A 14,535-nucleotide genomic window follows, 5' to 3' on the forward strand; every position below is an offset into this window, starting at 1 on the left:
AAAATAAAGGAGACCGTCACAATTTATTCATTATCGTTATTGTTTATATTTACTATAATTAATCATGTGAAGAGATAAACAAAAGGAGCTAAAGTATAAAATATGAAATCGAAAAATAAACGTAGTTCTAATAAGGGTAGAATTATTGCCATAGCTTTAGGTCTTGTCACGTTAATCGGAATAATATTGGTGTTTACTTACACCCCTGAACCTGATAAGGAAAATGCTAAAACACTTAACATAGAGGGGCAGCCAACCATAGGTGAAAAGGATGCAAAGGTGCAGATTGTTGAAATGGGAGATATAATGTGTCCGGCGTGTAAGGCTTGGAGCATGAATTACTTTCCGTATATTAAAGAAAAATACGTTGACACAGGAAAGGTGAGCTTTTCATTTACAAATGTTTTATTTCATGGAGATGAGTCTAAGCTAGGAGCTCAAGCATTTGAGGCTGTTTATGCTTTATATCCTGATTATTTTTGGGATTATCTACACAATCTTTATGAAGTGCAGCCGGAAAATACTAACCATGACGAAGTATGGTTAAATGAGGATGTAATTATTGATGTTGCGATTAAAACGATTCCTAATTTCAATCAAGCTGAATTTATTGAAAAAATGAACAGTGAGGAAGTTTTAGAGCAAATAAATATTGATCAAGCATTAGTCGAGGAAACAGGTCTACAATTAACACCAGGTATTTTTATTAATGGTGTTGAATTAACAGACCCATTCGATGGAGACAAAATCATCGAATTAATTGAAGAGGGGTTAAAGTAATGAAGACGTCAACGTCAAATTACAATGTATATTATTATGCAGCTGCCCTAGTTGTAGCGATTGCTGCAACACTCGGAAGTTTATATTACAGTGAAGTGAAGAATTTTGTTCCGTGCAGCTTATGCTGGTATCAAAGAATATTTATGTACCCATTGCCGGTTATTTTAGGAATTGCGGTTTATTATAATGAAGCTGTCATAAAAAAATATATTTTATCCATCGCATTTATTGGATGGTTCATTGCTCTTTATCATGTTTTACTTCAAAAGATCCCAGCCATGAAGGCAATTGAACCATGTAAGCAAGGGATTCCGTGTTCTGTCGATTATGTAAACTATTTAGGATTCATCACGATCCCAATGCTGTCTTTAACGGCATTTACCTTAATTATCATATTTGTATGGCGTGTAAAAAAGTAGCTTCGGCTGCTTTTTTTTATTTAGAAGAACAGTGCTTGTCATCGCCTGTTTTTTTGAGTGTAAGAAAGTAAAGAATTGATAATCAATCTTTCCTTTAAAGAAGATAATTTTCTCTTCTCTCATTTTTATATCATGTATAATCAAACTATACTGTATTTTCCACGAAAGGGGTTTTGTTTGGCAAATTAGTCGCCAAACAACAATATGAAAAAACGCTATCTTTTTTTGTCACTCATCTTATTTTTGGTCTTTTTATCAAGTGTAAGGCTTTTTTGGATGGACACATTTTGGAATGAGAAACAACTGAAGATTGAACAAGGGAAACTAGATTTACGTCATTGGGATACTGAAGCTGGTGATATTCTTGTACTTGATGGAGAATGGGAATTTTTCCCGCATCAATTTCTGAATAATGGAAAAGGGAGAGAATTAACGAAGGAGAATCCGCAGTTTATTCAAGTTCCTGGACAATGGAACCATGAACTGCATCCTGAAGAGCCAGATCCATTTGGCTTTGCTTCGTATCGCCTGCGCCTTTATGTTCATCCCGACAAGGATTTAACATATAGTATCCGCATTTCAAGCATCCGAAGTTCTTCTGAGATATACGTAAATGGGCGATTACTAGCAAAGTCAGGACAAGTAGCAGAGACAAAGGACGAATATTCTGCGAAAAATTTACCGTATTCTGCGTCGTTTACCGCTGATGAAAACGGGGTTATAGAAATTGTCGTTCAAGCGGCGAATTATGTTGATGTACGAAGTAGCGGTATTATTCGTTCTATTAAATTCGGTACAGAAGCAACGATTATGAAAGATATAAAGCTATCTTCTTTCATGCAGCTGTCAGCCGTAATCATTTATTTGTTACATTCTGTTTATGCACTCATTTTGTTTATTCTAGGGAGTCGTGAGAAGAAACTACTCTATTTTTCTTTGCTTACATTCTGTATTACCATTACAAGCATATTGAGTAATGATGAGAAATTATTCCATGAATTATTTTATATCGGGTATGAGTGGGATTTCCGCCTAACAAACGCAATGCTTATTATTGGCTCTTATGCTTTATTGCAGTGTATAAATCACTGGGAGCTACAGTACTGGCGGAGATTCATTCCTTTTTATACAGTTGTCAATTTAGGTACTGCTGGGATTACGTTGTTTTTGCCCCCTCACCAGATAATTGCAATTTTTCCTGTTTATTATCTTTTAGTCGCTATTGCAATGGTTATTACAGTAATAGCAATTTATAAAAAAATCATCAAAAATATTCAAGACCATCCTTTACTGCTTTTTTCACTAGTAGCCTTTATCCATCATTATCTTTGGGTTGTCGCTTGGAGAGAGATGGGTGTTAGTGTTATTCACTATCCTTTCGATCTAATTATTTCACTCGGATGCTTTGCATCTGTTGCGTTCAAAGATTATTTCGACATGCATGCGGAGACAAAGAGGCTTGCTGCTACATTGCAGCGTATAAATGAGACGAAGGATCAATTCTTGGCAAACACTTCGCATGAGTTTAAAAATCCGCTTCATGGTATGTTGAATATGTCACAATCTGTTTTACAAAGAGAACGGCATTTGATCGAAAAGAAAAGTATTAAAGAGCTCGAAACAGTTTTATCTGTTGGACGGCAGATGACATTAATATTAGATGATTTGCTTGATGTTATGAGCTTACGTGAGGGTAATCCCCGCCTTCAAAAACGTGCTATTCTCATCCAGCCGATTGTCACAGGAGTAATCGATATGCTACAGTTTAGTATTGAAGCGAAGCCTGTGGATATCGAGATGAAAATTTCTGAAGATTTTCCTCCTGTTAATGCTGATGAAAATCGCTTAATTCAAATCGTGTTTAATCTTCTTCATAATGCTGTGAAATATACAAATGAAGGAGAAATAACCATCAAAGCTTTTATAAAAGAAGGCAGAGCATATATCGTGATAGCCGATACAGGAATTGGGATGGATGAAGATATGCGAAAGCGTCTCTTTCTTCCGTATGAACAAGCGAATGATCGTGAAACGATGATTGAAGGCGGCTTTGGTCTTGGGTTAAGTATTACGAAGCAGTTAGTGGAACTTCATGGTGGAACGTTGGAGGCATCCTCTGTATTAGGGGAAGGGTCACAGTTTACATTTTCGCTAGAGCTTGCCGATGATGGAATGAAGGAAGAAAAGATTTTAAACAGAAATGAAATGGTTCGTACGAGCTCCCGAATACGGATAGAAAATGAAGCACGATCATTTTTAACTTCTTTTGAGCAGATGTCATTGCAGACAATGACACGTGCAGAAAAAGCTGATAGTAAGGACGAGCTACTTTCAGAGATGATAAGGAATCCTATTTTTATAGATGGCAAGCGTGAATGTCCACGTATATTAGTAGTGGATGATGATCCTGTGAACTTGCACGTGCTTGAAGCCATCCTCCCACCGGACGAATATGAGGTTACGACAGTAACGAGCGGAAAAGAAGTACTCACTTTGATTGATAAGTCGGAATGGGATTTGGTTATTTCTGATGTGATGATGCCGCAAATGTCTGGCTATGAGTTAACAAGACAAATTCGTAAACGATTTACCTTAACAGAGCTGCCAATCTTACTCCTTACGGCAAGAAGTCAGCCGAAAGATATTCAAAGTGGTTTTTTAGCAGGAGCGAACGACTATGTAACAAAGCCAGTAGAACCAATTGAAATTAGGTCCCGGATTGAGGCATTAACATTGACTAAACAGATGGTTCAAGAACAGCTTCGATTAGAAGCTGCGTGGCTGCAAGCGCAAATTCAACCTCATTTTATCTTTAATACGTTAAATGCCGTTATTGCCCTAAGTGAAATTGATGTAGAGAAAATGCAACAGTTACTAGAAGAGTTTAGTCATTTTTTAAGACATAAATTCGAATTTCAAAATATGGATGAACTTATTCCGATCGAAGAGGAGCTAAGTATCGTGCGTTCTTATCTTTATATTGAAAAGGTTCGATTTGATGAACGGCTTCACGTTGATTGGGATCTTGATGAGTGTGATGAACTGAGAGTGCCATTTCTCTCCATCCAGCCTTTAGTCGAAAATGCAATTCGGCATGGCATTATGAAGCGAGCTCGGGGCGGTACGATTACGATTCGTATTTCTGTTGTTGATACAATTGCAACAATAGCTATTGAGGATGACGGAGTTGGAATCGATCCTGTCAAATTGCAAAACATTCTGGAAAGAAAGTCGAATAGTAGAGTAGGAGTTGGACTGATCAATACTGATCAACGGCTGAATCGTCACTTCGGCACAGGACTGCATATTCAAAGTGCAGAAGGGAAAGGAACAAAGATATCGTTCACAGTAAGACTAGAAGAAAATGCAAAAGTAAAATCAGATATGAAAGCTGATGATTTGGAGAATGGTGAAGTAAAAATGGTATAGCCTCATTTCTAGCAAAATGAGAGATTTACCAAAACAACAAGCACATTTAGTAGGAATACCAATGGTTCTAAGGCAAAAATTCCTTGTTCAATTAAAGGTAAATAAATCCATTGACATTGCACAAAGATGTTTTTATAATTTAATGGAATTTGATTATTTAATAAAACCTTTTTAGGACGTGGATTTTTCTAGAGAATACTCTATTTTCGCCACACAATTGCTGATGACAATTGTGTGGCTTTTTTATTTGCCCGCATTAACGGGTTTCACTTTAAGAAAGGGGTTAAACAGCATGAAAACTTGGCATTATGCATTCATTGTTTTTCTAGGTGGATGCTGTTACGGATTATTATCGACATTTGTTAAATTTGCTTACCAAGCAGGTTATACGGTGACAGAGGTCGCAGGCAGTCAATATTTATTTGGAACATTGCTTACTTGGGTACTGGTTTTGTTTACAAAAAAGCAAAAGTTATCTATAAATCAGACTATTAAATTACTATTATCGGGAATTCCATTTGGCTTGACAGGTGTGTTATATTATCAAGCATTACAAACACTAAATGCTTCACTGGCCATCATATTCTTATTTCAATTTGTTTGGATTGGTACACTTTTTGAGTGGATATTTAATAAGAAAAAACCAACAAAAGGGAAGTTGATTTCGATAGCCATTCTTCTTATTGGTTCTGTTTTAGCTGCAGGTGTTGTTTCGGAAGGTGGAGTCGCACTATCATGGGAAGGCATGGCTTGGGGTCTACTTTCAGCCTTTACATTTACAACCTCTATTTTTCTTAGCGGCTCAGTTGGGAAAGATACGCCGCCTGTACTGAAAAGCGCCCTTTTTACCACTGGTGGTTTGACAGTTGTCTTTTTATTATTGCCTCCCATGTTTCTATTCGATCTACCTGTATTAATGGGAGTTGCGCCGTATGGATTACTTCTAGGTTTGTTGGGTGTATTATTGCCACCACTTTTGTTTTCGATTGGCATGCCACATATCGGACCAGGACTTGGAACAATCTTAACAGCTTCTGAGCTTCCGGTTGCCGTTTCAATGTCAGCATTCGTTTTAGCAGAACATGTAGGCTTGCCGCAATGGATTGGTGTTGTTCTTATATTAATCGGGATTGTAGTTGGGAATGTATCGCGTTCAAAAGGTAAAATCAATTCCTTACATGCGCAAAAAAAGTATGTTTCGTAATGATTTTTGTATGAACAAATTATTTTTGCTACCTCAAAGTAGCTTGCTTAGTAAAATAACAAGCTGCTTTGTTTTTCTATTTTCAGCTTATCCAATATCAAACAAATGCCAAATTAATCTTCCAAACCCTCTTAGGAACCAAAAAGCTAATCTAAAAGGCAATAAAATCAATTCTGGTAACCAGAGTAGCAGATCTAAAACGAAGTCCCAAAATGTATAATTCTCGGTTCCCTTCTTGCTTTTTCTCGTTTTTTCTTTTTTTCTAATCCACCATTCTTTCATGTTTTATTCACCCTTTTTTAATGAAATAAGCTTCCGTTTACTAATCTCTGACAACCGCATATTTTATAACTTTATTACTATCATCGAAGTTGATAACTAGCCATTCACTATCAATCGAAATCAGTCCTCGTTCGTTACCGAGATAGTAGACAATATTATCATCATGTTTAAAATAGCTTGTTTCAGTTGGTTCACCTAATAATGTCGTCACTTCATCTATTGTCATTCCGTTTAAATTATATTTTTTAAATAAATCATCAACTATATAGACTCTTTCTGTCTGATTGCTCAACCATTTTTCAACAGAGAAATATGATTTGTATTCATTCATCCCTAAAAGGACTGTACAGTATAAAGGCGGTACGATACTAAGAATGGTAATAGCTCTAAACTTTCTTTTTACCTTCCGTTCGCTTTTTAATTGAACTGTTGTGTTTTTCCATAAAATGAGTTGAAACAATAGCAAAAGAAAATAAGGTAATAAAATAGCTGGAACACTAATAACACTAAACGAAGAATGTAAAACATGAATGATTAGGTTATAACAGAGATATAGAAATATATACATAAAAGCATAAATCCAGAAGATGCTCCATAATAGCTTTTGGTTAGAATTCAAAATTATTTGCTCCTTTAGAGTTATAAATCAGGCTTAGTGTGACTAATACGACCTGTATGTTGTAAGATCCCGCTGATTGAATTTCGCTTTATATTAATAACGTGGCTAATTGCAAAAGGTTTCAAATAATCCTAATTTTACCTGTATCTGGATATTGTTTTTTTATGAGCACCCTTAAACCCTTGCAAAAAAATGATTTTTTCCCAATATAATTAAAGAGGATCCTTTAAAATGCATAGAAAAGGATGCGGAGCTTCCTCTCTTTAGATATGATAGTTTTAAAGATGTTGTATGTTCAAAAGAACGTTTGAAAAACCAAATTAAAGTTCGAGGTATAGAGTATGAATTCGATTTTAGTTGTTGAGGATAACGAGGACTTAAATCATGTTTTGGCAGAAGCATTAACGGAGTCGGGGTTTAAGGTAACATCCGTCTATACGGGAACGGATTGTCTCGTAGAAATAAAAAAACAATCGTATGATCTAATATTGCTTGATATTATGCTGCCTTATAAAAGTGGCGACGAAATTCTTAAAGAGCTAAGATTATTTTATGATGCACCTGTAATCATCATATCTGCCAAAGATTTGGTTAGCACAAAAATTGATTTGTTGAAGATTGGTGCAGATGATTACATAACAAAGCCATTTGATTTGAACGAGGTTGTGGCGCGGGTGGAGTCTAATTTGCGGCGATCCAAAAAATATACCGAAGAAAGAAAATTATATCGGTATAAGAGTTTAGTATTAGATGATCAGTCAAAAAGTGTGGCGGTTGGCGGGGTCGATCTCGAACTAACGGCAAAAGAATATATGATATTAGAATTATTACTTAAATCAAGTGGGAAGGTTTTTACAAAAGCAAATGTATTTGAATCTGTTTGGAAAGAGGATTATCTTGGGGACGATAATGCGGTCAAGACGCATATTAGTAATTTGCGAAACAAGCTGAAAAAGGCTAGTCCACAAGAAGAATATATTGAAACGGTATGGGGGATAGGCTATCGCCTGTACAAAGATAAATTATCACTTTCTTGACACTTTTCGCTGAAATCTTAACCTTTTCTAAACCTTTAGTCATTACGATAAGTGATGAAAGGAAAGGTGAACAAACATGATAGCTCCTGTTTTGAAAACAAATCAATTAACAAAAAGCTATAAAAAAGTGAAATCTGTAAATAATGTATCCATCACACTAGATGTAGGCAAGATTTACGGTTTAGTTGGCCGAAATGGCGCTGGAAAAAGTACTTTAATGAAGTTAATTTCTGGACTAAGTTATCCGACGAGCGGAGCGATTGAGCTTTTTGGGCAGCAAGGTGATAAAGCTTTGCAGGCTGAAAGAAAAAGAGTCGGCTCCATGATAGAAACGCCTAGTATTAATCTCAATTTGACTGCAAGTGAAAATATGAAAATGCATCGGATTTTAAGAGGCATCCCAAATAAAGAAGTGGAGAATGAATTGTTAGAGCTTGTCGGTCTTAAAGATACCGGCAAAAAGAAAGCGAAAAATTTTTCATTAGGGATGAAACAGCGTTTAGGTATTGCGATAGCTCTATTAAATAATCCGGAATTTTTGATTTTAGATGAGCCTATAAACGGGCTAGATCCACTAGGTGTGATTGATGTACGAAATCTTCTTAAAAAGCTTTGTGAAGAAAAACAAATAACTATCCTCATTTCGAGCCATAATTTACCCGAACTATATCATGTGGCTACTAATTATATTTTTATCGGAGATGGCAAGATTAAGGAAACACTTACTCGTGAAGAGTTAGATGAGCGCTGCAGCCAGAGTATTCTCATTAGCTGTGATCAACCAGAGAAATTAGTCAGCATTTTGGAAATGAAATTAAATACAAAAAAATTCAAAGTTTTACCTGATAAATCAGTTAAGTTGTTTGACTACCTGAATGAGAAAGAAAAAGTAGCAAGGGCCATATTTGAAAGTGGAATTATGGTTACAAATCTTTCAAATGAAGGGGATACTCTTGAAGATTACTTTATTTCTATTGTAGGAGGTAGTCGGAATGTATAATTTGATTTTAGCTGATTTATATAGTTTAAGAAAATCATTAACTTTGAAGGTATTATTTGTTGCTTCGCTCCTGTGTGCTAGTGTCATGACCTATATTTCGAATCTTGTTACACAGGGAAAGATCGGGATCGAAATAAGTGGAATTGGTTCTTTTTTTACCGACGTTCATATGACGGCACTTCTAGGCTCAGTAGTAGCAGCTGTTTATATTGTAAATGACTTTGAAACGAAAACGATACATGATGCGATTTCGTCTGGTTCCAGCCGAAGTATGCTCGTTATTAGTAAGACCTTCGTCTATTTCTTCATAATCGCGCTCATCGTATTGCCTTATTCAATCGTCATAAATATGGCTATTATCACAGATAATATGCTTTCACCTGTATTGCCGTCAGCGTTTCTAAATATTATGGCGAATGAACCTCATTTAACATATACTGCAGCTCTATTTGTTAAGATGATGGTCATTACGTTAACCATTATGATTGTTTACGCATCCCAGTTAAGTTTCTGTGTGCTGATTGCATTCGTCTTAAGGAAAAAAGTGCTTGTTATCATGATTGGTTATGCCATCATGTTCATAAGTGGTCAATTAATAGCATTGCGTGATAAATATTCTATTTTAGATACCATTCTTTCTTATACACCATATGGGGTGAGCTTTTCTCAGTTCGTCATTGATGCTGAAGCAGGGGTATTTATAAAGGCGATTGTCATTAGTGTCCTATTTAGTGTCCTAATGATAGCTATCACATATGTTTCTTTTAGAAAATCAGAAATTAAGTAAGAGTAGGTTGGTGTTATTCATGTTAATGGTTGTTGTCGTTTTGACTAGTATCGTTATTTTATTCATTGTGTATCATGTCATCCTTCAGCGACAATTACATAATATGAATAAACAGCTTGATAAGAGGCTGGCGAAAAATACGCGTCAGCCTCTTAGTATTGAATTGTTTAACAAGGAATTAAGCAATTTGGCGATTAATATGAATAAATGCTTGAAGGTAGAGGAAAACCTTCGCCTAAATAGCATTCGTGAAGAAAAGCGTTTTAAAGAACTGATTGCCTATATTTCTCATGATTTGCGAACACCTCTCGCTGCGATTAAAGGCTATCAGCAGCTAATTGAAAAAGAGGGGCTTTCAGAAGAGCAGCATAAAAAAATGAAAACGGCCCAAAAACACGCTGATGAGCTTGAACGCTTGATTCATCAATTTTTTGAGTATTCCTACCTCTTAAACTCAGAATCAAAACCGAATCGAGAGCGAATAAATATAACTAATTTTCTAATGGAATGTCTTGTCACATCAATAGCAGTGTTTGAAGAAAGGAAGCTATCCGTCAAGTTTGAAGAGCAAAAACCAATTTTTGCTTTTGCCGATAAAGAAATGCTGACAAGGATTATTCAAAATTTAATCAGCAATTGTACAGCACATTCTAGTGGTGATATTGTCGTACAGGTCATTGCTGAAGAAACCGCAGTTATTTCATTTCGTAATCCGCTAAGTAACCCTTCCGAAGTTGATATTGGACATTTGTTTGATTGTTTCTATACAGCAGATAAAGCACGGAGTAAAACGACAGGGCTCGGGCTTACAATCGTAAAAGAACTTGCTGAGCAAATGGGTGGTCAGGCAAAAGCGATCTTACAAGAAAATATGCTGGAAATTCGAGTGGAACTTCCATTGTATGGTCATCATCATTAATTTTTATTGTACTCCCCGATTTTCATCATACTCGCCAATTACAATCCCTCTGTAAAGTTGTGATAAATATTATTGTTTATAATATGGATATGACCAGCATATTTTTAAAATATGTGTTCACGTGCGAAAACTTTCCTTAAATACAATTAAGAGGTGTCAAATGTTAATATCTAAATTAGAAAGTGCAAAACTGACAGATCATCAGATGACTAGCCTATTATTTAAAGGAATTGAAGATAATAAAAAAGATGGCGATTGTATCTTCGTTGCTGGCAGCAGTGCGGCAGTTCTTTACCGTTTGCCGAAAGCAGTGCAGCTTTATCAAGAAGGCAGGGCGAAGAAAATATTATTTTCAGGTGGAGTTAAATGGGAGGGAAGCCATGATCCAGAAGCGATCACATTAAAGAATGAAGCAATTGTACAAGGTATACCGGAGAAAGATATATTAGTTGAAGATATATCCTTACATACAAAGGAAAATGTACTAGCCTCTCTTTTAGTATTGGATCGGGCATTTTACTTACATAATATTAAAAGGCTATTAGTTGTAACGACTTATTATCATATGAGGAGATTACATTTAACTTTAAAAACATATATGCCTCATTGGATTGACTTTACCTTATGTCCTGTTAATGACAAGGTGACAAGAGAAGATAATTGGTTTCTTAGCGAAATAGGCAGAAAACGAATTGAAACAGAATCCAAAAAACTTATTAACTATGTTAAAATGGGCGTTCTCATTGATGAAGATATTGATATGTAAACGAAATAAACAAGTTCAAGTTTTGAAGTAAAAAAACTTAAATTCACACGAGCAAAATGGAATTTATCATTCAATTTTTGCTCGTGATTTTTTTTCAATGAAGAAGAAACTAGATAAGCACTTCTTTAATATCTATTCATTTTCTTTATTAATTTCCAGGTTATAAGTAAAACGTAATGTTAGTGCCCAAAATAAAAGAGCAAAAGCGCTGACAGAAGCACCTAATACACAGACACCATACCATCCAAAAATAGCATAAATATTTGTTGATGCAATGGATCCTACTGCACTTCCAATGGAATAAAAGGACATATAAGCAGCCGTAAGTCGACTTCGCGCTTCAGGGCGTACGGTAAAAATCATACTTTGGTTTGTGACATGCACGGCTTGCACAGCAAGGTCAAGAAGAACAATCCCAATGATTAATATGAATAGAGAGTAATTGATAAAGCTAATAAAGAACCATGAGACTAACAGTAAAGCAAGAGCTATACCTGTTGTTCGCTGCCCTAATCCTTGATCAGCTAATCGACCTGCTCGAGCAGCAGCCAATGCTCCCGCAAGACCGGCAAGACCGAATGCTCCAATAGCAGTATGTGAAAGGGAATGTGGTGCTGCACTTAGAGGCAATACCAATGAAGTCCACAAAATACTAAAGGAAATAAAAATAAGCATTGCCAATATTCCTCGAATTAGTAAAAGCCTTTCTTGTATGAATAATAAGAGGACAGATTGTAATAGCTTTGGATAGGACATAGATGTTTGTTTTTGCTCAAGATTTGGTAATTTCCTGAATAATAAACAAATGATGAAAAGCATGAGTACTGCAGAGGTAAGATAGACAAATCGCCAACCACCTATATCTGTTACAATGCCCGCAAATGTTCGTGCTAGAAGAATCCCTATTACAATGCCACTAGTTACAAATCCTACGATACGTCCTCGCTCTGCCGGTGCAGACAATGTCGCAGCATATGCGACTAGTGTTTGGGTAACGGTAGCCACCATTCCAACCATTGTCATCCCAATAAAAAGTACAGTACTTGAGGGAGCTAAACTAATCACAACGAGAGCAGTAACTGATAACAGCATTTGGCCAATAATTAGTCGCCGTTTGTTCAATAAATCACCAAGTGGAACGGAAGGAGTAATCCTAGCGCATAGCTGACTTGAGTAACAGTAATAATAAGGCCAATTGTTGAGTGGGTGATCTTGAACTCATCAGATAGAGAATCAAGCAATGGGTGGGCGAAGTATATATTAGCAACAGCCATCCCACAGGAGATTGCAAACAATAATGCCATAAAGCGAGACATCGTTGTGCTTGTTCTTGATTGCAACGGATCATTGCTCTGCTCAGCAATAATTACGTCTTTTTCTTTTAATATCACCATCATTTATCCTCCTTTGTGTACTTAATAGTATAATATACCGAACGGTACGAAATGATTATTATAAAATATAACGAATAAAAAGTTATGATGTCAAGTAATATTTGCCAACTTTTTTAGTTAGGGTTTTGAAAAATATTAAGATTTGACAAAACAATATGAATTAAATCATACTAAATGGTACATAAAGAATAGTGATTTAAATTTGGAAAAATGGAGGGATGTAATATGGTTCGACAGCGTGAATTTGATGAGGACAGGGCTTTGGATGATGCTATGCAGATTTTTTGGGAGAAGGGGTATAAAGCTACTTCATTAAGCGATTTGACAGCTACGATGGGAATACAAAGACCAAGTTTATATTCAGCTTTTGGAGATAAAGAGAAATTATTTGAAGCCGCATTACGCAAATACACAAAGATGCATGCTACCTATATACGAACAAAACTTCAAAACAATCAATCTGTTAAAGAAGCATTTCGCACTTTTTTTGAAGAGTTGGTGGAAGACGAGTATAAAGAAAGTCCGAGCAAGGGATGTTTTTGCATTAATACAATGGTTGAACTTGCCCCACACGATGAAAAATTTGAAATTCTTACAAGGGAACATCAGATGTATCTTTCAGTCATATTTCAAGAAACGATTGCCACAGGGATTAGCTCAGGTGAGCTAGACAGCAGCCTAAATGCAAAAATGTTAGCACAGACACTAGTCGTTTCATTAATCGGACTCACAGTGTTATTGAAATCTCGTCCGGATCGTTCATTTGTAGATCATTCTGTTTCGATGACATTATCATTATTAAAATAAATTCTTTTTTACAAGACCCTATATATCGAGGCGGCTGAGTGCTTCGCTCAATAAAGTGCAAACCTTTTCTCATGAGCGTCGTCAAATGAGTAGAGGGGAGGAACGAAAGTGGATGAATTGACGGTAGAATGGATTGCTGCCGAGAAATTAGATGAAACAATTCATGAAATTATCGGTCGTTATGGTCAGGGAGTTTTGCAGCTTGTCTATTCATATGTCGGAAACAAAGCGATTGCTGAGGACTTGACGCAAGAGATTTTTATTAAATGCTATCGCTCCTTACATACGTATAAAGGTCAAGCACAGTTGAAAACATGGTTGTGGAGAATTGCGATTAATCATTGTAAGGATTTTTTGAAAAGCTGGTACAACCGAAATGTGATCTCTACGGATAATCATTCGGTATTAGATTCTTCTCAGAAGAGAACGGTAGAGCAATCAATCATTCAAAAGGATGATGATGCGAAGTTAGCATTTGCTGTGATGAATCTGCCTATTATCTATCGTGAAGTAATCCTTCTCCATTATTACGAAGAACTAGCAATTAAGGAAATTTCCACAATTTTAGATGTGAAGGTAAATACGATTAAGACAAGATTGCGGAAAGCGAAAGCACTTCTGAAAGAAAGCTTGGAGGAATAAACCGATGGAAGAGCGTTTAAAACGATTACGGCAAGCAATGAATAACAATCCCTTTCACAGCCTTAGCTTTACAGAAACACATGAAAAACAAATTTTGAAAAAAATAAATGACATGGAAAAGGATGAGGAGCTCCTTTCTGCAGTTTTGCAGCTCCTCGTAAATGAGAGGACTGGTTATGAGTTAGCTAAGCTTTTGCGTGCTCGAGGATTGAAAAGCTTTGAGAGCAATGAGGGCTTTTTGTATACATTCGTTCATCAATTAGAGCAAAAAACATACTTGCAATCTCGTTGGGACGATTCAGGGGCTAAGTTGTATAAGTTAAATAATAATGGGAAAAAGCTTTTGCAATCTCTGTCATGTGAATATGGAAAAAAGCCGCTTCCATTCAAGGAATTGCTGGGAGGTTGGAGGCAATATGAAGGACAGAAACTTTAATCAGCATGAAAATG

At 36.1% G+C, this 14,535-nt stretch carries 14 protein-coding genes and 1 pseudogene; 12 read left to right on the plus strand and 3 right to left on the minus strand.

Going from position 1 to position 14,535, the window contains the following annotated elements; genetic code table 11:
* Window positions 1-102 precede the first annotated feature (102 nt).
* The 4 genes from KDN24_RS01950 to KDN24_RS01965 all read left to right on the plus strand — a co-directional run bounded on the left by KDN24_RS01950 (window position 103) and on the right by KDN24_RS01965 (window position 5,832).
* A complete protein-coding gene (locus KDN24_RS01950) occupies window positions 103-780 on the plus strand; it encodes a thioredoxin domain-containing protein (protein WP_409975020.1) in 678 nt (225 codons plus the stop codon).
* Window positions 780-1,199, plus strand: coding sequence for a disulfide oxidoreductase (locus KDN24_RS01955; protein WP_409975021.1), 420 nt, complete (start codon window positions 780-782; stop codon window positions 1,197-1,199). Before KDN24_RS01950 ends, KDN24_RS01955 begins: the two co-directional genes overlap by 1 nt.
* 204 nt (window positions 1,200-1,403) lie before the next feature.
* The gene (locus KDN24_RS01960; RefSeq protein WP_491348271.1) at window positions 1,404-4,628 is read left to right on the plus strand and encodes a hybrid sensor histidine kinase/response regulator; all 3,225 of its coding nucleotides are present in this window, start codon (window positions 1,404-1,406) and stop codon (window positions 4,626-4,628) included.
* 292 nt (window positions 4,629-4,920) lie between these two features.
* Window positions 4,921-5,832, plus strand: a complete 912-nt coding sequence (locus tag KDN24_RS01965; RefSeq protein WP_409975023.1) for a DMT family transporter — start codon at window positions 4,921-4,923, stop codon at window positions 5,830-5,832.
* A gap of 87 nt (window positions 5,833-5,919) precedes the next feature.
* Here KDN24_RS01965 and KDN24_RS01970 read toward each other — a convergent pair whose 3' ends face one another.
* A complete protein-coding gene (locus KDN24_RS01970) occupies window positions 5,920-6,114 on the minus strand; it encodes a hypothetical protein (RefSeq protein WP_409975024.1) in 195 nt (64 codons plus the stop codon).
* Between the two features lie 40 nt (window positions 6,115-6,154).
* The gene (bamE, locus tag KDN24_RS01975) at window positions 6,155-6,733 is read right to left on the minus strand and encodes an outer membrane protein assembly factor BamE domain-containing protein (RefSeq protein ID WP_409975025.1); all 579 of its coding nucleotides are present in this window, start codon (window positions 6,731-6,733) and stop codon (window positions 6,155-6,157) included.
* Window positions 6,734-7,074: 341 nt separating this feature from the next.
* On the opposite strand from bamE, the gene KDN24_RS01980 reads away from it, so the two are divergent.
* From KDN24_RS01980 to KDN24_RS02000, 5 genes are all read left to right on the plus strand, one after another.
* Window positions 7,075-7,770: a response regulator transcription factor gene (locus KDN24_RS01980; protein ID WP_409975026.1), complete on the plus strand. Its 696-nt coding sequence runs from the start codon at window positions 7,075-7,077 to the stop codon at window positions 7,768-7,770.
* A gap of 76 nt (window positions 7,771-7,846) precedes the next feature.
* Window positions 7,847-8,770, plus strand: a complete 924-nt coding sequence (locus tag KDN24_RS01985; RefSeq protein ID WP_409975027.1) for an ABC transporter ATP-binding protein — start codon at window positions 7,847-7,849, stop codon at window positions 8,768-8,770.
* Complete coding sequence (locus tag KDN24_RS01990; RefSeq protein WP_409975028.1) at window positions 8,763-9,557, plus strand: ABC transporter permease; 795 nt, start codon at window positions 8,763-8,765, stop codon at window positions 9,555-9,557. Before KDN24_RS01985 ends, KDN24_RS01990 begins: the two co-directional genes overlap by 8 nt.
* Before the next feature lie 19 nt (window positions 9,558-9,576).
* A complete protein-coding gene (locus tag KDN24_RS01995) occupies window positions 9,577-10,476 on the plus strand; it encodes a histidine kinase dimerization/phospho-acceptor domain-containing protein (RefSeq protein ID WP_409975029.1) in 900 nt (299 codons plus the stop codon).
* Between the two features lie 160 nt (window positions 10,477-10,636).
* Window positions 10,637-11,242, plus strand: a complete 606-nt coding sequence (locus KDN24_RS02000) for a YdcF family protein (RefSeq protein WP_409975030.1) — start codon at window positions 10,637-10,639, stop codon at window positions 11,240-11,242.
* A 132-nt stretch (window positions 11,243-11,374) separates the two neighbouring features.
* On the opposite strand, the pseudogene KDN24_RS02005 reads toward KDN24_RS02000, so the two are convergent.
* Window positions 11,375-12,633, minus strand: a pseudogene (locus KDN24_RS02005) (MFS transporter).
* 228 nt (window positions 12,634-12,861) lie between these two features.
* Between KDN24_RS02005 and KDN24_RS02010 the strand changes: the two are divergent.
* The 3 genes from KDN24_RS02010 to KDN24_RS02020 all read left to right on the plus strand — a co-directional run bounded on the left by KDN24_RS02010 (window position 12,862) and on the right by KDN24_RS02020 (window position 14,521).
* The gene (locus KDN24_RS02010; protein WP_409975031.1) at window positions 12,862-13,443 is read left to right on the plus strand and encodes a TetR/AcrR family transcriptional regulator; all 582 of its coding nucleotides are present in this window, start codon (window positions 12,862-12,864) and stop codon (window positions 13,441-13,443) included.
* A gap of 108 nt (window positions 13,444-13,551) precedes the next feature.
* On the plus strand, window positions 13,552-14,085 hold the full coding sequence (locus KDN24_RS02015; protein WP_409975032.1) for a sigma-70 family RNA polymerase sigma factor: 534 nt from the start codon (window positions 13,552-13,554) through the stop codon (window positions 14,083-14,085).
* 4 nt (window positions 14,086-14,089) lie between these two features.
* On the plus strand, window positions 14,090-14,521 hold the full coding sequence (locus tag KDN24_RS02020) for a PadR family transcriptional regulator (protein ID WP_409975033.1): 432 nt from the start codon (window positions 14,090-14,092) through the stop codon (window positions 14,519-14,521).
* Window positions 14,522-14,535: the final 14 nt, after the last annotated feature.

The sequence above is a fragment of the Cytobacillus sp. Bva_UNVM-123 genome, from assembly GCF_046351715.2.
GTDB lineage: Bacteria > Bacillota > Bacilli > Bacillales > Cytobacillaceae > Cytobacillus.